Raw genomic sequence first — 25,439 nt, 5'->3', positions numbered from 1 at the left:
TCGCGGGCAAGAGCAACCGCAGCGCGGTCAACGCGATGACGCTGCAGCCCTTCGTGAACTACAATTTCCACGGCGGCTGGTACCTGACCTCGTCCCCGATCATCACCGCCGACTGGGAGGCCGGCCATGGCGACCGCTGGACGGTGCCGATCGGCGGGGGCTTCGGACGGGTGTTCAAGATCGGCCATCAGCCGGTCAATGCGCAGCTCGCAGCCTATTACAACGTCGCAAAGCCCAGCGGAGCCGCCGATTGGCAACTCCGGGCCCAGCTCCAGTTCCTGTTCCCGAAATAGAGCCAGTAGACCGCACTAACGAATTCAAACGAAGGAAGTGCGCCATGCAAACCGCGCGAAATACAATCGCCCTATTCTTTCTTCATGCTGTCGCGGCTTCTGCCCTGACATTGATGTCCAACTCTGCATCAGCTCAGGCGACKCCGGCCGTTCCCCCGCATGTGCCGCTGCAGAAAGCGATCGGCACGCCCGCGAAGCCCGAACTCGTGCCGTCCTTATTTGTCCTGAGCGCGCGCGGCGCCACCTTGCAGGGCGGAAAGCTGGTGCTGAGCGGTCTGTCGCCGAACTCCATCGTCTTCGCCGACCGCCCGGTGAGGTCCGCTGGTCACGAACTCACGGCGCATATCCTTGAGGAGTGGCTGCCGGGCAACCAGAGCCCCGACAGCTTCTACAAGGACCCGCCGAACGCGACCGTGTCAGCTTTCACAAGGGATGGCTCGGGTATTCGCGACGCGGTTGTGGTCCTGAAAACACCAAAACTCGAAGGCGACCAGGTCACATTCGACGTCGACGTGATGGAGGGAGACCTTGCCGGCGGCGACGGCCCTGCGTCGATCTTCATCGACCTGATCGGCCGGCCATTTACGCCGTTGTCCTTCGCCGGCGTGGCGCGACGCAGCGCATTTCGAGGAGCCTATTACAGGGGCGCGGTTGCCGCCGGCGCGCTGGGTGCCGCAGCGTATTACGCCCCGTATGCCTATCGACCGGCCTGCGGATATTATCCGTACCCGCCCTGCTACTGACCCTCGGCTGTCGAATTCGATGTCCGCTCCAAGGATCGGTCATCCCTCCATTGTCAATCATCGCCGAGGTCGCGTAGCGTTAACGTGCGACCTACGCGCGCTTGACCACACGTTGCGAACCAAAAGGAAGCTCCTCACATGCTGACGAAACGCGATCTGCTTGGCTCTGCTGCGATGGCCGCATTCGCCGCCGCCACAGTGAGGTCCAGCCCCGTCTTTGCGCAGTCCAAGCCCGAATGGCCCAATGTCTTCGAGGCCAAGGACATCGCCGAGGAAGGCTTCATCTACGGCCTGCCGCTGGTAATGAACTATGCGGTCATGCAAGAGTTCGCCGTTGACAAGAACTCCGGCCAGTTCAAGGCACCGTTCAACCAAATCGAAAACCAGCACCACGTCGCCACCCCGGCGGACACGGCCGTCATCACGCCGAACAGCGACACCCCTTACTCGTTCATCTGGCTGGATTTGCGCGCTGAGCCGATGGTCGTTTCGGTGCCGGCGATCGAAAGGGAGCGCTACTACTCGGTCCAGCTCATCGACGGCAACACCTATAATTACGGCTATATCGGCACGCGCGCCACGGGCACGGAGCCCGGCGACTATCTCGTGGTCGGTCCCGACTGGAAAGGCGAAAAGCCGGCCGGGATCAAACAGGTCTTCCGATCGACGACGCCGTTCACACTCGCACTGATCCGCACCCAGCTCTTCAACCCCGGCGACATGTCAAATGTCGAAAAGGTCCAGGCCGGCTACAAGGCGCGCCCGCTTTCGGCCTTCCTCAAGCAGCCCGCCCCGGCGGCTGCGCCGACCATCGCCTTCGTTCCCGCCACCACGGCCGGGATCAAGGACAACTTCTTCGAGTATCTCGACGCGGCCCTGCAATTCATCCCCGAGACGGCGCGCGACAAGGCGGTTCGTGCAAAACTTGCGAAGATCGGCATCGGTCCCGGCAAGACCTTCGCGTTCAAGGATCTCTCGCTCGAACACAAGGCCGCAATCCTGATCGCCATGAAGCAGGGCGACGACAAGGTCGACAAATGGCTGGCCGGCGGAAACAAGAACATCAACGGCTGGAATGTCGGCGCGTTCTTCGGCGACGAGGCCTTCTTCAACGGCGATTGGCTGATGCGGGCCGGCGCCGCCAAGGGCGGCCTTCTCGGCAACGATGCCGTCGAAGCCATGTACCCCTATACCCGGACGGATGCTGCCGGCGAGGCGCTCGACGGCAGCAAGCACAAATACACCATCACCTTCGCACCTGGCCAGTTGCCGCCGGTGAACGCGTTCTGGTCCGTGACGATGTATGACGGCAAGAGCCAGTTCCTGGTGAAGAACCCAATCAATCGCTACCTCATCAACTCTCCGATGCTTTCGGCGATGAAGAAGGACGCGGACGGCTCGCTGACGCTGTACCTCCAGAAGGACAGCCCCGGCGCCGACAAGGAAGCCAATTGGCTTCCGGCGCCGGATGACAAGATTTATCTCGTGATGCGCCTCTATTGGCCGAAGCCGACGCCGCCCTCGATCCTGCCGGCGGGCGCAGGGACATGGCAGCCGCCGGGAATCAAGCGGGTATCATGACGTAGAACGCATGCGCCGCGCCCGGCGCGGCGCACTGCCATCCGTATCCCTACGACCGACCGCCACAGCGGCGGCCATCGGCATCCTCAACGGATGCCGGGATGAAAAAGACGCGACCGCAGTGAGCAATGCGGTTGTGTGACCTTCTGAACGGACGAACTGCATCTTCATCGTTCTGACAAAGACGGGTATACGTCATGAAACTCCGCCAGAGTAAGCTTCCCGCAATTGCAGGCATCTTGGCCGCAACGCTCGCCGCCGGTGCAGGGTCAGCTATCGCCCAGGCGCCGATACCGCCGTCGCTCAGCACGCCGGACAAGGCCGAAACGCGTCTCGGCCCGCTCGAATTCAAGGACGGCGTGCCAAGCAAGGCCACGGCGGAGAAGCTCTACGACAACCTCGACTTCACCTACGCTTATCGTGCCTTCATGGACAACCTGCGGGGCGTCAGCATTCACGCGCTGCGCAAGGGCATGCACGACATCGGCGTGAAGGACAACGAGGTGCTCGTCTTCTCGCAGCTGATGGACGCCAAGTCGCTGTTCCTGACGGCCAACGCCGACACGATCTATGTCATGGGCTCGCTCGATCTGACAAAGGGCCCCGTGGTGATCGAGACGCCGCCCAAGTTTCTCGGCGCGGTGCAGGACGCCTGGTTCCGCTGGGTCGTCGACCTCGGAGTCCCTGGCCCCGATCGCGGAGAGGGCGGCAAGTACCTGATCGTGCCGCCGGACTACAAGGGTGAACTGCCGGAGGGCGGCTTCTTCATCTCTCGCGCGCGCACAAACACCATCGTGTGGTTCGGCCGGTCGTTCCTGGAGAACCACGGCGATCCCAAGCCGGTGGTCGAAGGCATCCGGAAATCGACCAAGGTCTACGCCTACGAACCGGGCGGCGTCGGCACTCCGGTCGCCGAGTTCCTGGCGGGCAAGGCCAGGCTCGGTCGGGTCACGCCTCCGCCGCCGACCGTGTTCCACGAAGGCAGCGGCAAGGTGATGAACACCATTCCGCCGAACGACTGGACATTTTACGAAATGCTCAACGAGATCGTGCAGCGGGAGCCGGCCACCTCGCTCGATCCGGAATTGATGGGACCGGTCGCCGCCATCGGCATTGTCAAAGGCAAGCCTTTCGCTCCCGACGCGCGCATGAAGAAGATCATGAGCGACGCGCTCGCGCTCGCCAACGCGACCTCCCGCACCCTGCTCATGAGTGCGCGCGATCCAAGCTGGTTCTACTATCCAAACTCGTCATGGCAGAACTATCTGTTCGAGACCGGCTACGAGTTCGAGACTCCCATTCCGTTGATCACGCCCGAGGGCGTCAAGCCCTTCCCGCCGACCGGCTATCGGACGATGGATGCGCGCACGAACTTCTTCTACGGCGTGACCGGCATCACGCCCGGCATGGCGATGCGCCTGCCCGGCATCGGCTCGACCTATCTTTGGTCCATGCTGGATGCGAACAAGCAAAACCTCGACGGAGCCAAGACTTATACGGTGACACTGCCCAAGGGTATCCCGGAGGCGAACTTCTGGTCGTTCACCGTTTACGACAACATGACGCGCTCGATGCTGGACACGCCGCAGCGCTTCCCGCGCGCTGGCAGCCAAAGCTACCCGTCGCCGGCCGCAGAACCGAACGCCGACGGCTCGACAACTGTCTACTTCAGCCCGGCTCAGCCGGCCGGGGTGAAGCGCGGCAACTGGATCCAGACCATGCCCGGCAAGGGCTGGTTCACGGTCCTGCGCCTCTACAGCCCGCTCGAGCCGTTCTTCGCCAAGACCTGGCAGCCGAGCGAGATCGAGCTGGTGAAGTAGTCATTGCACCGGGAAATCGGTGGCACCTGTCCGCACCCCATACACTTCGAAATAGGAGATCATCATGTCCAGAATTCTTGCCGCCATGGCGGTATCGGTCGTCTGCGCAGCCTCGTCTGCGGCGACGGCCCAGGTTCCGCTCACCAGCTATGTCGATGCCAACGGCTTCATCGATGTTCAGGCCCTGACCTGCGCACAACTGGCCGGAACCTTTCAGGAGGACGCCGATGCGCTCTCGGCCTGGTATAGCGGCTGGTATAACGGCCTCGCCAAGAAGCATTTCCTTGACCTGAAGAAGGGCAAGGTCGTCGAGCACGAGGTCATCGTGTACTGCAAGGCCAATCCCGGCAAGAAGATCATCGAGGCGCTTGCCGTCGTGTTCAAGGATGAGCGCGCCAAGCTGGGAATCGAGATGAAATAGGCGCCTGTTGGCGGGCGATCGGATCAGCAACGGGCGGGCGCTTGAATGGAGCGTCCCCCCTTGATGACATTGGCACATCTCCAGGCCCTCAATCGACAGGGAACGACATGAACACGCCTATCCTGGCTGGGATCGCAATATCGATTGGACTGATCCTGGCAGGCTGCCAGTCGTCGCAATCGCGGCAGGCACAGCTTGCCGCAATCTGTGCCGATCCCGCCAATCGGCAGCCCAAGACCTTCTACTGGTCGGAATGCCAGACACTGTATCCGTCGTCGGACCAGGCATTGCAGAAGGATTATCTGCTCGGCTCCGCCGTCGGCAACTAGATCATTGGACCGGATACCGTATCCAGTCCGATGATCTAACCCTTTGTCTTTGCATCGGCTTTGCCCCGAAAACCGCAATCCACTTTTCGGGCCGATGCTTTAAGTCCCGAACTCCTCCCTTCGCCGGTCAGACCTCCGACGCGCGCGGCGAATGCCGCTGCGTGCCGGCGTCAACACGCCGCCTAAGTCGAACCTATCTCTGGAGAATGTCATGACATCGCGCGTCGTCGCTGCGCTTGCAGTCTCGCTCGGGCTGGCCCTGGCCGGGTGCCAGTCCACGCCCCAGGCCGTGCAGCAGAAGGAAGATCTGCTCTCGGCCGCCGGCTTCGTTCCACAGCCCGCAAACACCCCGCAGCGCCTTGCGGCCATGAAAAAGCTGCCCCCCAACAAGTTCGTTCAACAGGCGAAGAACGCTGAGATCGTCTACGTCTACGCCGATCCCATCGTCTGCCAGTGCGTCTACTTCGGCAGCCAGGCGGCTTACGCCCAATTTCGCCAGATGGTCTTCGCGCAGAAATTGGCCAACGAGCAACAGATGACAGCGGTGATGAACCAGGACGCCTTCGATTTCGGGCCCTGGGGTGGGCCAGGACCATTCATGTACTGAAAGCGCTGTCGAATCTGAACTGAATAGACCCGAACTCCACGAAAGCTGATCGCCCGCACCCATTTGCGGGCCGGTGCATGCAATCGATCCGATATTCACGAAGGGCGCGTTGACGATGTCTACCTCATCTACAGTATTCGGTGCCGGACTTGCTTTCGCACTGTTCTCGTTCGCCGCGCAGGCTGCCGACCTGCCGTCGCGGCGGATCGAGCCTGCCATTCCCATGCCGCCTGTCTTCACATGGACCGGTTTCTATGTCGGTGCCCAGGCCGGCTGGGCGCAGACCAGAACCGAACTGACGCCGGGCGCCGTGATCGCCGGTCGGGCCGCCGTTGCTTCATTGCCGAGCCTGAACAGGGACGGCGCTACGGTCGGTCTGCTGGCGGGCTACAACTACCAGATCGGCCAACTTGTCCTCGGTGGCGAGATCGACGGCGCAGCCCTCATCACCGGCAAGCAGCGCTTCACCGCGCTGACCGGCGATTTCATCACCGCCCATACCAACTGGGCCGGCTCGGCCAGGCTACGCGTCGGTTATGCCTTCGACCGGTTCATGATCTACGCAACCGGCGGCCTCGCCTTGGCCGACGCCAAGTCGACGGTGACGGGCACGGGTTATTCCTATGGCGCAGGCGACAGCACCCGTCTTGGCTGGACGCTCGGTGCCGGCGCCGAATACGCCATCACGAACAACTGGATCGCTGGCCTGGAGTATCGGTACTCACAATTCCAGGAGGATACCTACACCTACCCGGTTAGCGTCGGCGGGCTCGGGATTGTCGGTTTCAAGCAGCAGTTGAGCACCAATCAGGTTGTCGGGCGGCTGCTCTACAAATTCTGAATCTCTCGTCTCCACGTCCTGATCCTCTCAGACGGGCTGCCTGCAGGTCGTCCGAGATCCATCTCACCCTTCAGTTCCGAAAGGGACCACGACATGAAATATGCCATTTTCGGCTTGGGCGCCTTGGCTCTGGCCGCCGCCCTCGCCCCGACCGAGGCCAGCGCCGTGGTTTGCGCACGCGGGGTCGTCCGGGCTGGTTGTGCCGGGCCCAATGGTGCGGTCGCGGTGCGGCGCCCGGTCGCCCCGCGCGCCGTGGTCGTCACTCCGGCGCGCCGCGGCTGTACGATCATCAACGGCCGGCGCGTGTGTCGCTGATAGCGCGTTGCTGCATGGGCAAACGGCGCCCGCACTAGCGGGCGATCCGGCTTCGGCTGCGCCCTGCCTCACGGCGCCAGGCCATGCCAAGCCTGGAGCCTGAAGGACCACGGGGAGCCTCCGGTCGGCACCACGATCAGATCTTGGGTGCGATCACAGCTTCGGGGGAAGCCCAGCGCGATCGAAGACCGGCACCGACTCCGTCCTGCCGGCCAAGGAGCCTCCGGTCGGCACATCTTCGGCCGCTTGCCGGACGGCCTCTTCGGATTCCGTCAAGCCGTCCGGCGTATCGTTGGCATCGCTGCCTTCGTCATGGATATTGGTGCGGTCGCTGACGCGTCGGCCCGTGGTTGCCGGGTCCGCCCCGATTGGACTTTCGGTCGGAGCGAGCGTTGCGCGCTCGTCCTCGAGCAGCGCAGGGCTTTCGGGGGGCTTTTGCATGGTTTCCTCCTGTCGGGGAGGAAGCCGCCGGGGCGGGATTTGTTCCGGAATGGGCTCGGCGCGTGGAGCGCAAGCATCGCAATTGCCGATCGCGGAGCCGCCGGAGTCGGTGCTCGGGCATCGTGGCCAACGAAGCCGCCGACCGCCCTCGCCGCAACCTAGGCGGGAATATTCCGCCGGAAAATACGGCGCGGTGACGCCATTCGGGGGTAGCGAACGGCCCCTCGACACTTAGTGTGGGGCGGGGTGCACCGTCCAACAAGCCGGAGCCTTGCAATGACCATCACCATCACCGCCTTTGAACGCTCCCCCGATCGCGGCAGAGGGCTGGCGCGTGACATGCGCGTTCGCTGGGCGCTCGAAGAAGTGGACCAGCGCTACGACGTTCGCCTGCTTTCCTTGCCCGCGATGAAGGAGCTCGCGCATCGTGCGCTTCATCCCTTCGGGCAGATCCCGACCTATCAAGACGGCGATCTCGTCCTGTTCGAGTCGGGAGCGATCGTTCTCCATATCGCGGAGAGTCACCCGGGCCTGCTGCCCGCCGATGCGAACGCCCGTGCGGGCGCGATCGCATGGATGTTCGCCGCGCTCGCCACGGTCGAGCCACCGATCGTCGAGCGCAGCATGGCGGTGCTCCTGGAACGCGACAAGCCCTGGTACGAGGCGCGCCTGCCTGGCCTCGAGGATCGGGTCCGTGTCCGGCTCGGCGAGCTTTCGCAGCGGCTTGGCGAGGCCGATTGGCTCGATGATGGGTTCAGCGCCGGCGACCTGATGATGGTGACGGTGCTGCGCCGGTTGCACGGCTCGGGCCTCCTCGAGGAATGTCCAAACCTCTCAGCCTATGTCGCCCGCGGCGAAGCCCGGCCCGCCTATCAGCGCGCCTTCGCGGATCAGCTGGCGGTCTTCACCGCCATCCAGCCGCCCGGCTGATGAAGACCCCGCGGCCGGTCGGTTCCCACATTGGCCGCTCCGGCCGGGGACATTGGTGGGCCGGCTTCGGCCCCGCCGAAGATGTTGCGCTGCGACGCCATGGGGATGACGCAGATGCTGCGCATCATCCGCCATGACGCGTTCCTCGGGATTACAGCTGGGCGCGCGTCAATGCTGCAATCAGACAGGAGACGACCATGAAGATCGTGACCAGCCTGAGCTTCCAGGGCCAGTGCCGCGAGGCGTTCGAGTTCTACGCCAAGGTCCTGGGCGGAAAGATCACCGCCGCCATATCCTATGGCGACGCGCCTCCGGGCATGCCGATCGCGGACGAGAAGTTCAAGACCTGGCTGATGCATTGCTGGCTCGAGGTCGGCGACCAGGCCTTGATGGGCGCCGACATGGACGTCAAATGGGCTCCCAATATCGACAAGCCGAAGAACGGCTTCGACGTCACCCTGCACAGCGACGACAAGGCCAAGGCAAAGGGCTGGTTCGAGCAATTGTCGGAAGGCGGCAAGGCCGTCATGCCGTTCAGCGAGACCTTTTGGTCGCCCGGCTTCGGCTCGCTCGTCGACAAGTTCGGGGTGCCCTGGATGATCAACACCATTCCATCGGCCGGCTGGAAGCCGCCGCAGGGCTGATCCTCCGGACGAAGCGACAGCAGGACATGAGCGGAGACTTGGTGCCGGCCCGCGTCCGGGGACTTCCCCTGGTGCGGCCGGTGGTCATTTCATCTCTCTGACCCACTCCTCCAACACCCGTCTGATCGCCTGTTCCGCCGGCGCGTCACGCGTGAAGGCCCACCATGTATGCGCGCCTTGCCAGAGGCTCGCCATCTGCCACCCGAGGCGTTCGCCCCGCGTCCGGTCGCTCGAGAGGCGGCGGCCGAGGATTTCGGCGAGGCGACGGCCCCAGGCCGCGCCGCGGGTGCGCAGCGCGGGATTGCGGATGTCTTCCCTCAGCAGCAGCAGGCCGTTGGTGGCGTCGCGTTCCGCGGTTTCGGACGGCATCAGCCGGATCAGAAGCTCGATCGCGCCCTCAGGCGTCGGTGGCTCTTCCGCGTCCGCTGCCTCGGTCTCCGCGTCGAGCCGGTCCCAGGCGTGCAGGAGAATAGCCTGAACCAGGGCCTCGCGATTGCCATAGCGCTGCACCAGCGTCGCCGGTGAGAGGCCGCAGGCCTTCGCGGCGCGGGCGAAGGTGAGACCGTCGGGGCCCATCTCCAGCATCGTCCCGAGAAGTGTCTCGAGAACCTGCTCGTCAGGGATCGTTTTGCGTCTTGCCATGGATATATATAAACGTACGTTYATTTATTATTCAACGGAGAAGCCGCCATGGCCAGGATTCTGGGATATATCGCCGCCAGCCTCGATGGGCGGATCGCCGCCGAGGACGACAATCTCGACTGGCTGTTCAAATACGACGACATGAACCTCGGGGAGCACGACTACCGCACCTTCCTCAAGCGCATGCGCACCGTGGTGATGGGGCGGAGCACCTATGATTTCGTAGCGGGAGACGCTTCCCCCTGGGCCTATGGGGACAAGCGCGTCATCGTCGTCACCTCGCGGACGATCGACGATCCGAAGGGTCCGCTTGAGGTCCGCAGCGACGTCGATGCGCTGATCCACGAACTTCGCGGGCTGGACGACGGCGACGTCTGGATGCTGGGCGGCGGGCAGCTGCAGATGGCCTTCCTCGAGCGCGGCGCACTCGACGAGATCGAGATCTATATCATCCCGGAAATGCTCGGTGGCGGCCGGCCGCTCTTTCCACTCACCGGCTTTCGGGCGAGCCCGACGCTCATCAGCGCACAGACGGTCGACAAGGGCTGCGTGCGGCTGCACTACCGGTTCTAGACGCATCGCCGAGGCCAGATCGCAAATTCCGATGCCCTGCGGTCGGCCGGGAACCCGACGCTCTGGCAAGGGAGTCCGGCGGCAGTCACAGCTGACACCGCTCCTTCTACATCGCCTTTCCGCAAAGGCGTTTTGCGCTGAATTGGCATGAGCGCGATCGTCCAACACGATGCAAATAGTGATGGAATCCTCGATGGCCATCTGATCGCGCTCTACAGAATAGGCCCCGGACAGAAGTCGGAGAGACCTGTCTAACCGCGTTCTGCGCGGGCTCGCGAAGTGCGCCGACACAGGCCGCAGCCTCGATCGAGACCCGCTATCATTCAAACGCATGATGAAGCGGTTCTAGTGGCATCCGATAAATGACCCTAACCTTAGGCGGGGCTGGCCATGGTTTCGGAGTCATTTCAAGCACCGGCGTCAGGTCGAGAAAGCCGGAGTGATGCAAAGCGCGCCGGTGTTTCCATCGGGCAAAACGTCTCTGACTACACTTCGAATCGCGATTTTCTTCCTCTTCGTCAAGACGAACGCATGGGGAAGAACCCTGCCGGCGCGCCCGCGGTCGCCCCCCTGAGCAGCGTCACCGGGACGGATAACCCTCCCATCCTGTTCCTGCTCCCGGGGTCGGTCGGTTACGGCCCGAGCCTGGCGGCCTTCGCCGCGGCCATGGGCAAGGTCACCCGGGTGGTCCCGATCAAATACCCCGGTCTGCGGATGATATTGAGCGGACAGAACACGCTCGCCGCCATGGCGGCCGACGCGATCCAGCAGATCGGCMGGGCCCAGCCCTCGGGCGATGTTCGCCTTCTCGGCCATTCGCTTGGTGGCGCCGTTGCTTACGAGGTCGCGCAGCGGCTGCTCAGCGCCGGACGGTCGGTCAGGTTCCTGGGATTGCTGGACACGAGCCTCGAGGGCGAACGAAGCAAGTATCGGGAGATCATCACCCGCACGTTCCATCGAATACGGACCAATCGCGTGGCGGCCTCCCGGATGGCCTGCCGCGCCCTTGCGAAGGGGACGGCCGCGATGGGCCACGAAGCGCGCCTGGCGGGGATGCTCGACCGCTATACCAAGGAGCAGTTCAATGCGACCTGCTTCAGAATCCAGCTGGAGCTGCAGGAGGTCTTGCGGGCCCGCGCCTTCTTCGCGTGGCTGGCCGAGCCGAAGCAGCAGCTGCCCCTGGCAGGCACGCTGTTCCGCTGCAAGCGGGAGGGAATGACGAGGGAGCTCGGCTGGGACAGCGCCCTGGCGGGCGTGGAGGTCATCCCGATCGCAGGCGGCCATCTCGACCTCGTCATGGAGCCCCATCTCTCGGCGAACCGCCCCCTGATCGAGCAGGCCGTGGCGCTGAGCTATTCGCCAGCCGCGTCCCACCTGCACGAGCGGAGATTGCCGACGTGACCGCGCCAGCACGACCTCTGGCCGCCGCCGAAGGCCGACCGTCTCGGGCGGGGTCGCAACTCCGTCCCCAGCGCTTTGGATCACGCCGTCCGATCGCGGCGCATCCGCCCAAACAGCAGGTTCTGAATTGAGCACGAGGCCAATGATGATCATCGAGAAGACAAGCGATATTTACACGGGGGCCATTCGCGCATTCCTGGCGGCAAATTTCTTCCTGGACGATGCAGATGATCTGGAGGCCAGCGCCTCGCTCCTCGAGCATGGCATCATGGATTCGACGGGGGTGCTCGAGGTTGTCGGCTTCATCGAGCACACATTCGGGATTACCGTCGAGGATAGCGAAATCCTGCCCAGGAACCTCGATTCCATCCAGGCGATCGCACATTTCGTCACCCGCAAGAAGAACGGGCAGTCGGCACTGGAGCTTTGAGCCGGAGCTCGGGCCGCCGCACGGCAGGGCCAGAGCGAGCGACCTCGTGCGGCCAGTCGGCATGCTCCCCCCGGCGAACTGGCCCATCCATGCGAAGCCGAGCAAGATGCTGGGGGCGATCGCCAGCCCCCCTGCGAGGCGCGCCAGCATTCAAAGCGATCTTGCAGGTCCCGCGCAATGTCAGGCGGAGCCGATGAGGCCGGGCGGGCAAGGCACGGATCGGGCTCTTCAGGGCCCGATCCGTGCATTGCCCGCCCGCGCGGCCTCCACGACCTCGCGGATCGCATCGATCACGAGTTGCGGAGAATAGGCATAGATGTTGTGGCCGCTATTCGTGTTCGCGACGAGCCTGGCGTTGAGTGACGTTGMGAGCAAGGTCTGCGATGCCCTCCAGTCCGCGAAGGAGACGCCGCCGACCGGGTCGCGCTCCGGTGGGGAGGATGGCGGTTGCCATGGCTTGTCGCCGGCAAGCACGACGGCCGTCAGTTCCCGCAGTCGAGGGGCAGCCTCGATCTTGGCGAAGGCATCGAGGAGCATGATCGCTTCGGGAGCCGCCGGCGCGGACTGCCTGTTGAGCGCGTCCCATTTCGCCACATGCTTCGGGCTTGCCACCTCGCGCATCAGGGGTGTCGCAGCGTCGACCATGACGAGCCCGCTCACCTCATCGGGCCAAGTCCGTGCAAAAAGCGTGGCGATCAGACCTCCGTAGGAATGGGGCACGAGCACGTAAGGGCGCGGTTCGCCCGCTGCCGTCAGCAGCCGATGGAGATCGTCAGCCGCCTGGTCGGCCGGATGCGGCTGGGCGACTGGCGTGGACTGATCCGGTCCGTCGAGCCTCACCCCTGGCCGGTCATAGGCGCAGACGCGGGTGAAGCGGGACACCATCGGAAAGACCGCCGACCCGCCCCTGCGAAGATTGCCCTTCCCCCAGGCCACGGCGTCATAATCGGCCTGGTGGGCCGGGTCGGCGGGATCGAGTGTCTCGCTCCAGTCGGCAGCGCCATTCCCCTTGCCCGAGATCAGCACGACCGTCGGCGATCCGGCGCCAGTGCATTCGAGATAGATCTTGCGGCCAGCGCCGATCGCAACCGAGCCGGAGAAATCTTCGGCAACCGACGCGTCGGCCGCGATGAGGATGAGCGCCGCGGCCAGAGAAAGGCACGAGGGGGATCGTGCTGCAGTGGGCATGACGATCTCCGGTCACTTCAATAGCCCTGCTGGATCGCGACGACGACGGCCGCCACATCGGCCCGGGCAGCGGAATAGTCCTGCAGCGATGGGAAGGGGATGTTGTTGACCATCAGGCTATAGACAAGCCGGCGCCCGCTCCTGGCGTCGATATATCCGGTCTGGGTGGTGGCAAGCGCGACAAGTTGCCCGGCAGCACTTCCGGCGACCATGTCGCCATCCTTGATCCGGACATGCGCGGCCGCCGGCGACCCCGCGCCGTTCAGTGCCTGCGAGCCGTCGACCCCGAGCACGGCCATGCCATCATGAAAAGCGCTGCCCCAGGGCGTGGTCGTGATGTCCCTGAGGAAGGTCGCGAGATCCGACGGCGTCGTCCGGCTGTTATGGCTGCTTCCGGCACCGTCGAAGACATAGGTTCCGGTTGACGACACGCCATGCCGGGCGAGCAGCTTCAGCACCTCGGCCAGCCCATCGCCGCAATCGGGACTTCCGGCCTTCACCGCGGCAAGACAGACCATGAGGTCGGCGCCGCGGTTGTAGCTCACCTTCAGGATCACCTTGACGAACTCGGACAGCGGCGGCGAGACATATTCCGCCACCCGGTTGGCTTCGCGATAGCCGCCCGCGTCGGGCAGCGGCCTGGCGGGGCCGAGCGCAGGCGCGGCGACCTTGACCCCCGCCCGCATGAGCGCCTCGATGAAGACCGTGCGCGCGAAAGCGGCAGGATCGGCGATCTGGGACACCGTCAGGATCGGTGGTCCGTCCGAAGCGATCTTTCCGCTGACCCGAACCACCCCGGCGCCCCGTGTCGTCACCTCAAGCGGCCCGGCCGTGCCGGCAACCGTGGTGACGTCGTTCTCGACGGTGATGGCAGCGCTCTTGGGACGCCAGTCGAGCTTAGGTTTCTCGCCGGGCTTCGTCGGCGTCACCATGATGTCGATGACGTTCTCGTTGACCCAGATCGGAGCGATCGGCCCGGACGAGAACCCCCGATAGGTGTCGAAGAGACGATCGTCGATCATCATATCGCCGGTGATTTCGCGGATACCCGCAGCCTTGACCTGCGCGGCCAGGGCATCGAGCGCCGCGAGCGGATCGCTGTTCCCGACATAGGCGCCGCCCGGGAAGCCGGTAGAGGTGGTGTTGTGGTCGACCTCCGGCAGGCTGTTGAAGCCAAGCTTGTCGTTGGGCTGCTCGCGGAGCCCGAAACTGAAATCACCGGACGCGACGAGGACGAGATCTCCGTCGAGCACGTCGCCCTTGAGGTTGCCGAGCCTGTAGACCGGTGTCCGGAAACGGTAGTCGGCGCCATAGCGGTCAAGGGCGGTCGCAACGCTGTAGGTCTTCATGACCGAGGCTGGCAGCAGCGACTTATTCCCAGCCTGATCGATCAACGTCTTGCCGGTAGCGAGATCGGCGAGGTGGATGCCCCAGCTCATATGGGTAAAGATCGGCTTGGCTCGGAGGCGCTCTATGGCCTGGGCAACAGAGGCAGGAACCTCTCCGGACACCCCCGCGGCGGGATCAGCGGTCGCTCCGCCCCCCGCCGACAGCACCGCCAGGAGCGCGATCGCGACATGTCTGATCACGGTCATTGCCTGTCCCTGCCTCGCCAGCCGCGCTGTTGCTTCATCATCCGCTTCGGCACCACTTTCTGGCGGCGCCAGTCGTCCATCCCGCCGTCCCGCCGCATCCGATCGACATGCACCGGAACGACTGCAATCCTAGATCGTCGTGCGTCCGTTCGGACGCAGGAGCGGCGATCTAGCTCTTTGTTTAAGCATCGGATTTTCCGAAAACCGGATTCCACTTTCCGGTCCGATGCTCTAGCGCTTGGGGCAGCTCAGGGTTCGCCGTGGCTACAGCACCGCTTTCGGCGTCTGGATCAGTCGCGCCCATGCCTTCGCATGGGCCGCCGCAATAGCTTCGGCTCTTGAGAACAATGGGCATCTAGGGGGAAATCGCGGTCGATCGCCATGACCTCGCATCCCAATCTGATGACTGTCCGTCTACGACCGCCGGCTGCGCCGGCGAGCCCGTCCGCGATGCAACGCCGGATCGTCGTCTCGAACAACGCGCTCTGTCGGCCGATGAGCAGCGTCCGGATCATCAGCTCCCGATCGATCGAAGGCCGCCCCGTCTCGCTGTAGAACGGACGCAGAAGCGTGCGGAGATTGCCCTGGCGCCCCCGAAATCATGCGTCGGATCACATCAGCGGCGCGTGCTTTTTCGCCGCCAGCCATTCAGCAGTGCTGCGCAGGCCATCAAGCCAGGCGCGTCTGGGTCTCCAAGGCGTTTCCCGGGTGATCAGCGAGATATCGAGGATGTTGACGGGCACGTCCGCGGCTCGGCCGGCGCGATAGATCCTGGACCGGCCGGCAGTGCCGGTGATGGCCTCGATATCGCTCGCCACCTGATTGATGCTGAGCCCTGCCCCCGATCCAACATTCATGACGCGGTGAGGCCCGTCATAGGTCGCGGCCCAGAGAAAGGCCGAGACGACGTCGTCGATATGAATGAAATCGCGCACGATCTCGCCCGTGCCCCAGATTTCGAGCGGCTTGCCGGCGAGCGCGTGACTKAGCATCGCGGCGACGACGCCTTGGCGCTTCAGAGCCGATTGCAGCGGGCCATAGGCGTTGGCGATGCGCAAGGCGAGATATTCGAGCCCGTAAAGGTGGTGATACAGGGCGAGGTATTTCTCGATCGCAAGCTTGCCGACACCATAGGCCGATATCGGATGGGTCGGCGCGGTTTCCGCGATCGGATGCCTGTCGGCCGGGCCATAGACGGTACCGCCAGACGAGGCGAAGACGACCCTTCTGACGGCGGCATCGTTGCAGATATCCAGGAAGCGCAACGTGCCCAGCACATTCGTCTCGAGATCGGAAACAGGCTTTTGCCCGGGGCTCCCCGGCACCGAACTGCTCAGGAGATGGAACACGATCTCCTGCCCCCGCGCGGCTTCGGTGATCGCCGCTTGATCCTCGAAATATCCGCTGCTCCAATGGACCCGCTCGTCCAGCGCCCGCCGATCGACCGGCGCGCGCCCGAAGGCCCGGACGACCGCGCCTTGACGGGCCAGAGCGTTGGCCAGGTTGATACCGAGAAATCCGCCGCCACCCATGATCAGGCAACGGGTGCCATCGAGCCTCGGAACATCAACAGTGGCAATTGGCATGTCTACTCGTTGGGTCAGGATAGAAAAAACGTAATCAATCAAGCAAATCGAAATCGATGCGGTTTTATTTCGAATTTGCGAATGAATTTATCCGATATAAATAAGCAACAATCCCATGCCATGGCGTCATAAAACCTCATTTATCGGGATTATCGAACAGAACAATCTAATCTCCATGACAAATCTCAGGATTAATATGGCATGAATATGGGCAACGTGCCGGGTGAACCATGGCTCTTCCCGCCTGCAGGCGACCGGTTGCACGATCCGTCCAGCGATGGGGCCGATGTCAAAGTCGCCGTCATTGTCCCAGCTTATGGCCAACCCTCGCTGACAGCCGAGGCGCTGAATACGGCGTTGGCACAGGTCACTGATTTCAATTTCGCCATTGTCATTGTGAATGACGGATGTCCTCACCCTGAAACAGACGAGGTCTGCCAGACATTTGCTGCGACCTACCCGGGGCGGATCTTCTATTTGCACAAGCGCAATGGAGGTTTGAGCGCCGCACGCAACACTGGAATTGACTTCGCTCTGGCGGCCTTCCCGGATCTGGAGGCCGTCTACCTGCTCGACTGCGACAACCGCATCGGCCCCCATCTCCTGCAGCGGCTTCTGACCGCCTTGCGCAAGGCCGATGCGAGCATCGGCTGGGCCTATCCGGATGTCGACAAGTTCGGCTTCGCCGAATTCGCCGATACCTCGGGACCCTATTCGCCGCTGGAGCATCTGTTMCGCAATTTCTGCGAGGCAGGCAGCATGGTCTCACGGCGCATGCTCGACGCCCCGATCCGTTTTGACACCGAGATGCGCCAGGGCGTCGAGGATTGGGAATTCTGGCTGCATGGCCTCGAGCGCGGCTTTCGCGGGGTCCACGTGGCCGATGCGGGTTTTGCTTACCGCCGCCGGGGAGAAAGCATGCTGGTGGCGGCAGAACGGGATTTCACCCCGATCCTCCGCTATATCCGCAACCGCCATCCGCTCCTGTTCGGTATTCGCAACGTCCTGGCATTTGAGACCGAGGCTCGGTCGCGTTATGCGATCTATCACCCCGATACAGGGCTGGTTCGGTGCTCCACCGGTGAAAACGACGTCACGACCCTGACGGTCAGTGACTATGTCATCCGTCTGCTGCGCGCCCGGCTGCGCCCTGCTTACGGTCACTGCCCCGGGCAGCTTGTCGTCATGAACAGCTCATTATGCGAAACGCTTGCCGCGCAATCGCTGCTGGCTGGCGTCTTGTGGACGCTCGAGCGCGGGCTTGCCCGATCGACCGTCGTTACGTGCTCAATGCGGGATCGATTGCACGATGATCGTCTTCTGGCCTGGAGCGAGGGGACGATTGTCCAGGAGCAGACGGACAGGTTCCGGCTGACATCTGATCGGACGCATATCCTGGCCGTCGAGGCATCCTTTCTCGTCGAGCACGCATCGCTGCGCGCGCTCGATCTGCATGCCCTGCCCCGACAGCCGGGCAAGCGTCAGCATGCTATCGAACTCGATCTGGCCGTGAGGGAAGCGCCGGCCGATCTCGCGCCAATCGATGAGGCCTTTACGCGGCTGTGCCGGGATATCGCCACTGCCGGAGACGGGGCCAACCCTGCCGATTGGAAGTCGGCGATGCCGAACACGTACCGGCTCCAGGCGGCGCTGCCGCGCGATCTGTACCCGGAACTCTTCAATCTCTCGTCGGCCTTCCCCGGCGGATCGTCCGATGCCAGGCCCCTTGCTGCCCTGGTGCTCGCCTCGGGGCAGCCCGAGAGCGTTGCGACCGCCGAAAGGCTGGCACTGACGCTCATCGAAGCGGGGTGGGAGGTTCATCTCGTGGGGATCGCGAGGGAATTMGCCCTCGCTCCCGGCCGCGCAAAATGCTTTTCGCAGATCATTGCATTGCCCCTGCCGGAGCTGCTGTCCCGCGCATGGACACGGAGCTATCAGGGGACGCCGATGCCCTGCTTCGAGCATCTGGATACCGATGACGCCATTTCCACATTGGCCGGCTATCACCGCGCCGTATCGGTGGATGGCGGGGTTTCACACACATTGATGGGCGCGTTGCGTCGACTGAAGGTGGAGACATGGGCGCTGCTCGGATACGCTGAAGGGGATCAAGCAACGAGCCAGGCCGTGAATGCATGCTCAGCGTTCGAGCAGGCTTACACGCATATTGTCGTGGGCAATGCGGAACTCCTGCGCCTGTGCCGGGCTTTCGGCATGCCAAGCACGAAGATGTGTTATTGGCCCGATCGAAGCACTGATCTGGAAGACTTCGGCATCAAACCGCTGTTCGAACCCGCAACGGCACCGAAATCCAGGCAGGCTGTCTGATGGCCCTTCAAACGACAAAAAACCTGCTGCGGCGCCTCTACTCCGCCGATCCCAAGGTCATCGTGCTGAGCGGCCCGGGAACATCGCCTGCGCGCGCCAGGCCGGCATCGGCTCTTCACTGGTATGGCTGCAAGCTGGTCGCGTGCGACCACTATGTCCTGACCGACTATGGACAGGCGGAAGACGCGTTGCCGTCAGCGCTGTGCAGTCTGGAGATCCCACCCACGAATGTATGGGCCTTGTGGGCTCCCGATCCGATCGAAGAACGCTCTCTGCGTGCCTTGCAGGCGTGGTGGACCAAGACCGGGGGGTCAGAGACGCCTGTACCCTRCATTGTGGGGAACAGAGCAGAGCTCGATGCAGCCATACTCGAGCGCTCGCTGCGTGAGACAAGCCGATTGCAGCATAGCAACCAGCTACTGATGCGTGACCTGGCGGCCTTGCGGGAGAGCTGGACCCATCACGTTCGCATTCCCCAGGAACTCGAGGAATTGGTCGCCACCCTGCGAATGGGGCGTCCGCAGCTCATCTTCAACAGCCCCCTTCCCCGTTCGGATGTCGAAATTCCCGCCTCTCCCGAAGAGCCCGACGTCAGCGACATCGGGCCATGCCTCGCGCAGCGGCTACCCAGCTCCGCGAGGGGATGGCTCGGCATCGATCTGCATATCGCCGATCCCGGGCGGGGCGCCGGGCATCTGTGCGCGCAGATCGAGGCCTCCGATGCGGGGACGCTTCTGGCGCAGTGGCGCGTTCCCTTCGATGTGCTCTGCAGGGGCTGGCTTCCTCTGCGCCTGCCCAGCGCATCGACTTGCACGTCGCGTTCCCTGACACTCAAGCTCTGGGCCCGCGGCGGCGAGGTGGCGCCTCGTCTTTCGACCTGTTCGGCCGGTGTCATGCACGAATACCGGCTTGCCCCGCAAAGCCTGGCGCAGCCGGACGAGCGAGACGCAGCGACCATGCTTGCGATGAAACTATGGGGCGGACTGCCGGGAATCCGGTCTCTTTCATCCGAAGATGATGGCGAATTCCGACATGAAGCAGGAGCGATGATCCCGGTCCCCGACTCCGTCGTCGGCAAGGCGCATCTTACCCGGGAACAATCTGCTGCTTACCCGGTGTTCGGCTATATCGAGCAGGGAAAGGTCCTCCTGCGCCCCCTGAAGACAACGTCATCTGCGGCTGTCATCAGCCTGCCTGCCACGCCGGGCCTGATCGAGATTTCATGCGAGGTCATGATCGACGACAAGCGCTGCCAGACGCGCCGCCTCGGAGCCCGGCTGGTCGTCACTCCGCACGGGATCGGCCCAGACGACGCAGAAAGCGGCCAGAATGTCCTTGCTGCGACCGAATGGACAGAACTGAACGAGCCGCTTGCACCGTCGCGACTGGTTGCACGGCTGCCATTTGCAGAGAACAGACCGGTTGACCTTCATCTGTTCACGCGTTTGCCCGAACCGGGTCCAATCCCACCGCACGGCCGGGTGGTGTTTGGTCGGTTCGAAGCAGAGATTCATGCCGCATCAGCCTGGGGCATGGCCGCCGTGCTGCCTGTCGCAGATGGTCGAACGGCCCGGCTATGAGGCGGCAAAGCTCCTCCGGGCTCCCGGTGCGACACCCCTGCACATCGCTTCGAGACAGCGCGATGGTGCGACACAACCACGTTCCCGAACGCGATCCGGAGGCGCGCAACTCACGCCGTCCGATGCGCGCCGACTGGTGTCAGTCCGCCGCCTGACCCGAACCGACACAGCCGGGCGAAGCGAACGCGGGACCGTGGCCGGCGCGGAGAACCTCCGCGCATGGTCGAGGTCGATCCGRCCGCTGGCCGCCATAGGCGAACGAGGCAGGCCTCACCACAGCGACGGCCCCGCGGCCGGCAGGAAGCTTCCGCAGGGCTGAGCCTTCCACCGAGACGGCAGCCACGATGCGACCATGTCGGCTGGCGTTTCCAACTCGCGTGGTCGCCGCCGCCACGGCACGCCCTCCCCCTCGCCTTTCCCGCGATCGCCGTTCCACAGGCGGCTGCAAGGCCCGGCGTTGACGTCCGGCTCTGGTCATCGTATTGGTCTGACCAGAATAAAAAACAAATGATCTTGGGATGGACGCTCAGGCTGCAGAAGACCCGAAAGGGTTCGAGAAGGTTTTTGCGTTTTTGCGCGAACAGCTTCTCGACGGCACACTCAAGCCCGGCGACAGGTTGATCGCCGAGCGCGAACTCGCCGTGCAACTCGGCGTCAGCCGGCCGATCGTGCGCGAGGCGCTGCGAGCCCTGCATATGCTGGGCATCGTCGAGATCCGCGATCGCATCGGCACGATCGTCAAGCGCCCCGACATCTCGATGCTGAAGGATTTCTTCGCGCTGGCGCTCGCTCAGCAGGCCGACCTGATCGACGATGTCATGGAGGCGCGCATCGCGATCGAATGCCAGGCGATCCGCCTGGCCTGCGAGCGCGCGATGATCGCCGATTTCGAACGCCTGCAGCGCGCGCTCGTCCGCATCGGTGCGACGATCGACGAGGCCGAGGCCGGGAGCCTGGCCGATTACGATTTCCACCGGGCGATTGTGCTGGCCTCGCGCTCGCAGACGCTCGCCGTCCTGCACGATTCGATGTCGACCTTGCTCGCCCGCTCGCATCGCAGCCGGCGCGAGCTGGTGCAGATGTTCGGCTCGATGAAGACCTACCTGATCGACGACCATAAGAGGGTCTTCGACGCCATCGTCGCGCGCGATCCCGATCGCGCCGAAGTCACCTTGCGACGGCATTTTGCCATCGGCGACGAATATCGGCGCCGCGCGGCGCTTGGCGACGGGGACAGCGGCGAACCGGCCACCGGCTAGAGCCTTTCAGAAGAAGAGAAGCGCTATGGGACGAAACGACAAGGGGCACGTCGGCTTCATCGGCCTCGGCACGATGGGGCGGGAGATGGCGCGCAACCTCCTGAAGGCCGGGCACAGCGTCACGGCCTTCGACATCGTCGGCAGCGCCGTCGAAGAACTCGCCTCCGCCGGCGCGGTCGCGGCGACAAGCCCGGCGCAGGCCGCCGCGAGCGCGGATATCGCCATCACGATGCTGCCCGACACGCCGCAGGTCGAGGAGGTCGTCTACGGCGCGCAAGGGCTGCTCGCCTCGCCGCCCGCCGGCCGCCTCATCGTCGACATGAGCACGATCTCGCCTGTCGCCGTGCGGCGCATTCATGCCGATCTCAAGGCGACGGGCACCGATTTCATCGATGCGCCGGTGTCGGGCGGGCCGATCGGCGCCAAGAACGCGGCCCTGTCGATCATGGCCGGCGGCGAGGCCGAGGCCTTTGCCCGCGCCGAGCCCTATTTCAGGGCGATGGGCACGACGATCGCCCATGTCGGTGCGCCGGGAGCCGGCCAGGCGGTCAAGCTCTGCAATCAGCTGATCTGCGGCATCAATATACAGGCGATCTGCGAGGCGATCGCGCTTGGCCGGGCCTCGGGCGTCGATCTCGAGCAGCTCCGCAATGTCCTGCTCGGCGGCTCGGCCGCGTCCTGGATGCTCGAAAAACTCGGCCCGGCCATGATCTCCGGCGATGTCGGGGCGGGCTTCCGCATCGACCTGATGCTGAAGGACCTCAGGCTGGTCCAGGAGCAGGCCCAGGCCCTTTCGGTGCCCCTGCCCGGAACCGCGCTGGTTACCAGCCAGTACATCGAAGCCCGCGCCCATGGCGAAGGCGCCAATGGCAACCAGGCGCTTTTCCGCGTCTATGACCGCATGACGAACAGAGCCTGAGGCGGGCGGCGGCGATGGGCCTGAACCTCGACTTTTCCGTCGTTCTGGAGCGCTGGCCCCTGTTCTGGGACGGCGCGGTCATGACGCTGAAGCTCGCCGCTCTCGCGATCCTGTTCGGCGGGGTCATCGGCACCTTCTGCGCCGTCGGCCGCAACAGCGGAAACCGCCTGATCGCGCGGGTCTGCACGCTCTATGTCGAGGCGATCCGCAACACGCCGTTGCTCGTCCAGATCTTCCTCGTCTATTTCGGCCTCGCCAGCGTCGGCTTCAAGTTCTCGGCCTTTTCCGTCGCGGCCGCCGCGCTCGCGATCAATGTCGGCGCCTATACCGCGGAAATCATGCGCGCGGGCTTCGAATCCATCCCCGTCGGCCAGATCGAGGCGGCCGAGGGCCTCGCCCTGTCGCGCTTCCAGATCTACTGGCATGTCATCCTGCTGCCGGCCACCGAGAAGGTCTATCCGGCACTGACCAGCCAGTTCGTGCTGCTGATGCTGGCCTCGTCCGTGACCTCGCAGATCTCGGCGGAAGAGCTGACCGCCGTCGCCAACTACATCCAGTCTGACACCTATCGCGCCTTCGAGACCTATATCCTGGTCGCGATCGCCTATGTCGTGCTCTCGCTCGTGCTGAGAGCCGGCTTCTGGGCGCTGGGGCTTGCGCTGTTTCCGCGCCGCCGGCGCCTCGGCACGGCGTTGTGACGGCGATGGGTGGGTCTCTCAACGCCAATCACCTGTTGTTCCTCGGCCATGGCGCACTGTGGACGATCGGCCTGTCCACGATCGCCCTGGTCGGCGGTGGTCTGCTCGGCTTCCTGATCGCGCTGGCGCGGGTGTCGCCGAGCCGCACGATACGCCTGCTCAGCGGCGGCTACGTCCAGCTGATCCAGGGAACACCGCTGCTGGTGATCATGTTCCTGGGCTATTTCGGCCTTTCGGCGCTGGGCTTCTCGATCTCGGCGCTGATGGCGGCCAGCGCCTCGCTGACGATCTATGTCGGCGCCTATTTCGGCKAGATCTGGCGGGGCTGCATCCAGTCCGTGCCGAAGCCGCAATGGGAAGCGGCCGAAGGCCTGGGCTTGAGCCGGACGCAGCGGATKATCAAGGTCATCCTGCCGCAGGCGATGCGGATCGCGACGCCGCCGACGGTCGGCTTCATGGTGCAGATCATCAAGAACACCTCGCTGGCCTCGGTCGTCGGCTTCGTCGAACTCGCCCGCGCCGGCCAGATCATCAACAACTCGCTGTTCGAGCCCTTCCTGATCTACGCGATCATCGCGGTGATCTATTTCGCCCTCTGTTTCCCGATCTCGGCGCTCAGCCGTCGCCTGGAGCGACGCATGGGCAATGGTCGCACGAAACTGATGCCGGCTTGACCAGGCAGGAGACGCAGATGACCCAGGACAGCCCGGTCGTTTCCCTCAGGGATGTTCACAAGAGCTTCGGCAGCCTGAAGGTGCTGGACGGCGTCGATTTCTCGGTGGCGCGCGGCGATGTGCTCGTCCTGATCGGCCGTTCCGGTTCCGGCAAGAGCACCGCACTGCGCTGCATCGACCGCTTCGAGACGATCGACAGTGGCGAGATCCATGTCTGCGGCCACCGTGTCGATGCCCCCGACATCGATCTGCGCGCGCTGCGCCAGGATGTCGGCATCGTCTTCCAGAGCTACAATCTCTTCCCCCATCTGACGATCGAGCAGAACATCACGCTGGCGCCGGTCTCGGTGAAGCGGATGGCCAAGGCCGAGGCCCGCGAACGCGCCCAGGCGGTGCTGGCGCAGGTCGGCCTGGCGGAAAAGCTCCATGCCTATCCCGAACAGCTTTCCGGCGGCCAGCAGCAGCGCGCGGCGATCGCGCGCTCGCTCGCCATGCAACCGAAGGTGATGCTGTTCGACGAAGTGACCTCGGCGCTCGACCCCGAACTGACCGGGGAAGTGCTGAAGGTCATCGAAGCGCTCGCTGCGGACGGCATGACCATGGTGATGGTCACGCACGAGATGGGATTTGCCAGGGGCATCGCCGACAAGGTGGTGTTCATGCATGCCGGCAAGGTTCACGAGACGGGAACAGCCTCGATCCTTGCCGCCCCGGCGACGCCGGAACTCGCCCAGTTCGTCGGAACGGGCTTTTAAAAAATCCAAGGCAAGGGAGATCCAGGGATGAAACGCAATGCAATCGCCACCATGCTGCTCGCGGCTGGGCTGGCAACGCTGTCCGGGCACGGCGCACGCGCCGATGTGTTCGACGACATCATGAAGGCGAAGAAGATCCGCATCGCGACGGATCTGGCGATACCGCCGTCCGGCATGATGGACGGCACGATGAAGCCGACGGGCTCGGATGTCGAAACCGCCGAGCTTCTCGCCAAGGACTGGGGCCTGCGGCTCGAATTCGTGCAGACGACCGGCGCGACGCGCATTCCCAATGTGCAGACCAACAAGGCCGACATCATCATCTCGACGCTGTCGGTCACGCCCGAACGCGCCAAGGTGATCGACTTCTCCAAGCCCTATGCCGCCCTGCAATCGGTGGTCGGCTGCCTGAAGTCCGATCAGGTCAAGAGCTGGGACGATCTCAAGGGCAAGACGATCGGCGTGTCGCGCGGCACCACGCAGGACACCACGCTCACTAACATGAAGGAACGCGACCTCAAGCTCGCGCGCTATGACGACGATGCGACCATGGTCACGGCAGCGATCTCCGGGCAGGCCGACTGCATCGCGACATCGGCGACGATCGTCAGCCAGATCGGCGTCAAGGCGCCGGCCCGCGCCTTCGAGCCGAAGGTCTCGATCACCAATTTCGATCTCGCCATCGGCGTGAAGAAGGGTGAGCCGAAGCTGCTCGAAAAGCTCGATGCCTGGGTTCAGGAGAACCTCAAGAACGGCAAGCTCAACGCCATCTACAAGAAGTTCCACGGCACCGAACTGCCCGAGAATATGCGGGGCTGACGTCAGACAGGCCGGCGGTGTGCACGT

The 25,439-nt window shown here is 63.9% G+C and carries 26 protein-coding genes and 2 pseudogenes; 22 read left to right on the top strand and 6 right to left on the bottom strand.

All coding sequences use genetic code 11. The features are described from left to right. From AC1DIO_RS18385 to AC1DIO_RS18345, 9 genes and pseudogenes are all read left to right on the top strand, one after another. Positions 1-293 (top strand): annotated as a pseudogene (locus AC1DIO_RS18385) (outer membrane protein); the annotation flags it as partial. A gap of 44 nt (positions 294-337) precedes the next feature. Next, positions 338-1,036 carry a hypothetical protein gene (locus AC1DIO_RS18380; RefSeq protein ID WP_441506802.1) on the top strand — a complete coding sequence of 233 codons (699 nt, stop codon included), beginning with the start codon at positions 338-340 and terminating at the stop codon, positions 1,034-1,036. A 138-nt stretch (positions 1,037-1,174) separates the two neighbouring features. Next, a complete protein-coding gene (locus tag AC1DIO_RS18375) occupies positions 1,175-2,617 on the top strand; it encodes a DUF1254 domain-containing protein (protein ID WP_476853816.1) in 1,443 nt (480 codons plus the stop codon). Between the two features lie 197 nt (positions 2,618-2,814). After that, positions 2,815-4,437 carry a DUF1254 domain-containing protein gene (locus tag AC1DIO_RS18370; protein WP_476853815.1) on the top strand — a complete coding sequence of 541 codons (1,623 nt, stop codon included), beginning with the start codon at positions 2,815-2,817 and terminating at the stop codon, positions 4,435-4,437. Between the two features lie 64 nt (positions 4,438-4,501). Beyond that, positions 4,502-4,858 (top strand): HdeA/HdeB family chaperone, encoded by a 357-nt coding sequence (locus tag AC1DIO_RS18365; RefSeq protein ID WP_441491246.1) that lies wholly within the window; start codon positions 4,502-4,504, stop codon positions 4,856-4,858. A 107-nt stretch (positions 4,859-4,965) separates the two neighbouring features. After that, the gene (locus AC1DIO_RS18360; RefSeq protein WP_441506799.1) at positions 4,966-5,187 is read left to right on the top strand and encodes a hypothetical protein; all 222 of its coding nucleotides are present in this window, start codon (positions 4,966-4,968) and stop codon (positions 5,185-5,187) included. Positions 5,188-5,398: 211 nt separating this feature from the next. Beyond that, positions 5,399-5,794 (top strand): hypothetical protein, encoded by a 396-nt coding sequence (locus tag AC1DIO_RS18355; RefSeq protein WP_113511789.1) that lies wholly within the window; start codon positions 5,399-5,401, stop codon positions 5,792-5,794. A 115-nt stretch (positions 5,795-5,909) separates the two neighbouring features. Next, on the top strand, positions 5,910-6,635 hold the full coding sequence (locus tag AC1DIO_RS18350; RefSeq protein WP_476853814.1) for an outer membrane protein: 726 nt from the start codon (positions 5,910-5,912) through the stop codon (positions 6,633-6,635). A 93-nt stretch (positions 6,636-6,728) separates the two neighbouring features. Further along, a complete protein-coding gene (locus AC1DIO_RS18345; protein ID WP_074471640.1) occupies positions 6,729-6,950 on the top strand; it encodes a hypothetical protein in 222 nt (73 codons plus the stop codon). Positions 6,951-7,103: 153 nt separating this feature from the next. Here AC1DIO_RS18345 and AC1DIO_RS18340 read toward each other — a convergent pair whose 3' ends face one another. Then, positions 7,104-7,391, bottom strand: coding sequence for a hypothetical protein (locus AC1DIO_RS18340; RefSeq protein ID WP_476853813.1), 288 nt, complete (start codon positions 7,389-7,391; stop codon positions 7,104-7,106). Positions 7,392-7,667: 276 nt separating this feature from the next. Between AC1DIO_RS18340 and AC1DIO_RS18335 the strand changes: the two genes are divergently transcribed. Together AC1DIO_RS18335 and AC1DIO_RS18330 are read left to right on the top strand one after the other, a co-directional pair. Beyond that, a complete protein-coding gene (locus AC1DIO_RS18335; protein WP_476853812.1) occupies positions 7,668-8,321 on the top strand; it encodes a glutathione S-transferase family protein in 654 nt (217 codons plus the stop codon). A 197-nt stretch (positions 8,322-8,518) separates the two neighbouring features. Beyond that, positions 8,519-8,965: a VOC family protein gene (locus tag AC1DIO_RS18330; RefSeq protein WP_476853811.1), complete on the top strand. Its 447-nt coding sequence runs from the start codon at positions 8,519-8,521 to the stop codon at positions 8,963-8,965. Positions 8,966-9,049: 84 nt separating this feature from the next. On the opposite strand, the gene AC1DIO_RS18325 is transcribed toward AC1DIO_RS18330, so the two are convergent. Beyond that, entirely contained in the window at positions 9,050-9,607 is a 558-nt protein-coding gene (locus AC1DIO_RS18325) for a TetR/AcrR family transcriptional regulator (RefSeq protein WP_476853810.1), read from the bottom strand. 48 nt (positions 9,608-9,655) lie between these two features. On the opposite strand from AC1DIO_RS18325, the gene AC1DIO_RS18320 reads away from it, so the two are divergent. The 3 genes from AC1DIO_RS18320 (at position 9,656) to AC1DIO_RS18310 (ending at position 12,011) form a co-directional block, all read left to right on the top strand. Further along, positions 9,656-10,180, top strand: a complete 525-nt coding sequence (locus AC1DIO_RS18320; RefSeq protein ID WP_476853809.1) for a dihydrofolate reductase family protein — start codon at positions 9,656-9,658, stop codon at positions 10,178-10,180. A 531-nt stretch (positions 10,181-10,711) separates the two neighbouring features. Next, positions 10,712-11,581 (top strand): thioesterase domain-containing protein, encoded by an 870-nt coding sequence (locus AC1DIO_RS18315; RefSeq protein WP_476853808.1) that lies wholly within the window; start codon positions 10,712-10,714, stop codon positions 11,579-11,581. A gap of 145 nt (positions 11,582-11,726) precedes the next feature. After that, positions 11,727-12,011: an acyl carrier protein gene (locus AC1DIO_RS18310; protein ID WP_441506791.1), complete on the top strand. Its 285-nt coding sequence runs from the start codon at positions 11,727-11,729 to the stop codon at positions 12,009-12,011. Positions 12,012-12,239: 228 nt separating this feature from the next. Here AC1DIO_RS18310 and AC1DIO_RS18305 read toward each other — a convergent pair whose 3' ends face one another. The 4 genes and pseudogenes from AC1DIO_RS18305 to AC1DIO_RS18290 all read right to left on the bottom strand — a co-directional run bounded on the left by AC1DIO_RS18305 (position 12,240) and on the right by AC1DIO_RS18290 (position 16,380). Next, the gene (locus AC1DIO_RS18305; RefSeq protein ID WP_476853807.1) at positions 12,240-13,199 is read right to left on the bottom strand and encodes an alpha/beta fold hydrolase; all 960 of its coding nucleotides are present in this window, start codon (positions 13,197-13,199) and stop codon (positions 12,240-12,242) included. A 17-nt stretch (positions 13,200-13,216) separates the two neighbouring features. Further along, on the bottom strand, positions 13,217-14,794 hold the full coding sequence (gene dacB / locus AC1DIO_RS18300) for a D-alanyl-D-alanine carboxypeptidase/D-alanyl-D-alanine endopeptidase (protein ID WP_476853806.1): 1,578 nt from the start codon (positions 14,792-14,794) through the stop codon (positions 13,217-13,219). Between the two features lie 422 nt (positions 14,795-15,216). Continuing rightward, positions 15,217-15,372 (bottom strand): annotated as a pseudogene (locus AC1DIO_RS18295) (transposase); the annotation flags it as partial. A gap of 33 nt (positions 15,373-15,405) precedes the next feature. Then, on the bottom strand, positions 15,406-16,380 hold the full coding sequence (locus tag AC1DIO_RS18290; protein ID WP_476853805.1) for an NAD-dependent epimerase/dehydratase family protein: 975 nt from the start codon (positions 16,378-16,380) through the stop codon (positions 15,406-15,408). 207 nt (positions 16,381-16,587) lie between these two features. Here AC1DIO_RS18290 and AC1DIO_RS18285 point away from each other — a divergent pair, with 207 nt between their 5' ends. The 8 genes from AC1DIO_RS18285 (at position 16,588) to AC1DIO_RS18250 (ending at position 25,412) form a co-directional block, all read left to right on the top strand. Continuing rightward, a complete protein-coding gene (locus tag AC1DIO_RS18285) occupies positions 16,588-18,708 on the top strand; it encodes a glycosyltransferase family 2 protein (RefSeq protein WP_476853804.1) in 2,121 nt (706 codons plus the stop codon). Next, on the top strand, positions 18,708-20,288 hold the full coding sequence (locus tag AC1DIO_RS18280) for a DUF6212 domain-containing protein (RefSeq protein WP_476853803.1): 1,581 nt from the start codon (positions 18,708-18,710) through the stop codon (positions 20,286-20,288). The genes AC1DIO_RS18285 and AC1DIO_RS18280 overlap by 1 nt, the downstream gene beginning before the upstream one ends. Before the next feature lie 518 nt (positions 20,289-20,806). Next, a complete protein-coding gene (locus AC1DIO_RS18275) occupies positions 20,807-21,547 on the top strand; it encodes a FadR/GntR family transcriptional regulator (RefSeq protein ID WP_441491230.1) in 741 nt (246 codons plus the stop codon). Then, a complete protein-coding gene (locus AC1DIO_RS18270; protein ID WP_476853802.1) occupies positions 21,474-22,466 on the top strand; it encodes an NAD(P)-dependent oxidoreductase in 993 nt (330 codons plus the stop codon). Before AC1DIO_RS18275 ends, AC1DIO_RS18270 begins: the two co-directional genes overlap by 74 nt. A gap of 14 nt (positions 22,467-22,480) precedes the next feature. Next, complete coding sequence (locus AC1DIO_RS18265) at positions 22,481-23,164, top strand: amino acid ABC transporter permease (RefSeq protein WP_441491228.1); 684 nt, start codon at positions 22,481-22,483, stop codon at positions 23,162-23,164. Positions 23,165-23,169: 5 nt separating this feature from the next. Next, a complete protein-coding gene (locus tag AC1DIO_RS18260) occupies positions 23,170-23,838 on the top strand; it encodes an amino acid ABC transporter permease (protein WP_476853801.1) in 669 nt (222 codons plus the stop codon). Between the two features lie 17 nt (positions 23,839-23,855). Beyond that, positions 23,856-24,593 (top strand): amino acid ABC transporter ATP-binding protein, encoded by a 738-nt coding sequence (locus AC1DIO_RS18255; protein ID WP_441506783.1) that lies wholly within the window; start codon positions 23,856-23,858, stop codon positions 24,591-24,593. A gap of 51 nt (positions 24,594-24,644) precedes the next feature. After that, positions 24,645-25,412, top strand: a complete 768-nt coding sequence (locus AC1DIO_RS18250; protein WP_476853818.1) for a transporter substrate-binding domain-containing protein — start codon at positions 24,645-24,647, stop codon at positions 25,410-25,412. The last annotated feature ends 27 nt before the right edge of the window (positions 25,413-25,439 follow it).

The sequence above is a fragment of the Allobosea sp. 05T439 genome (assembly GCF_056396005.1).
This window is presented reverse-complemented; position numbering and strand designations above follow the sequence as displayed.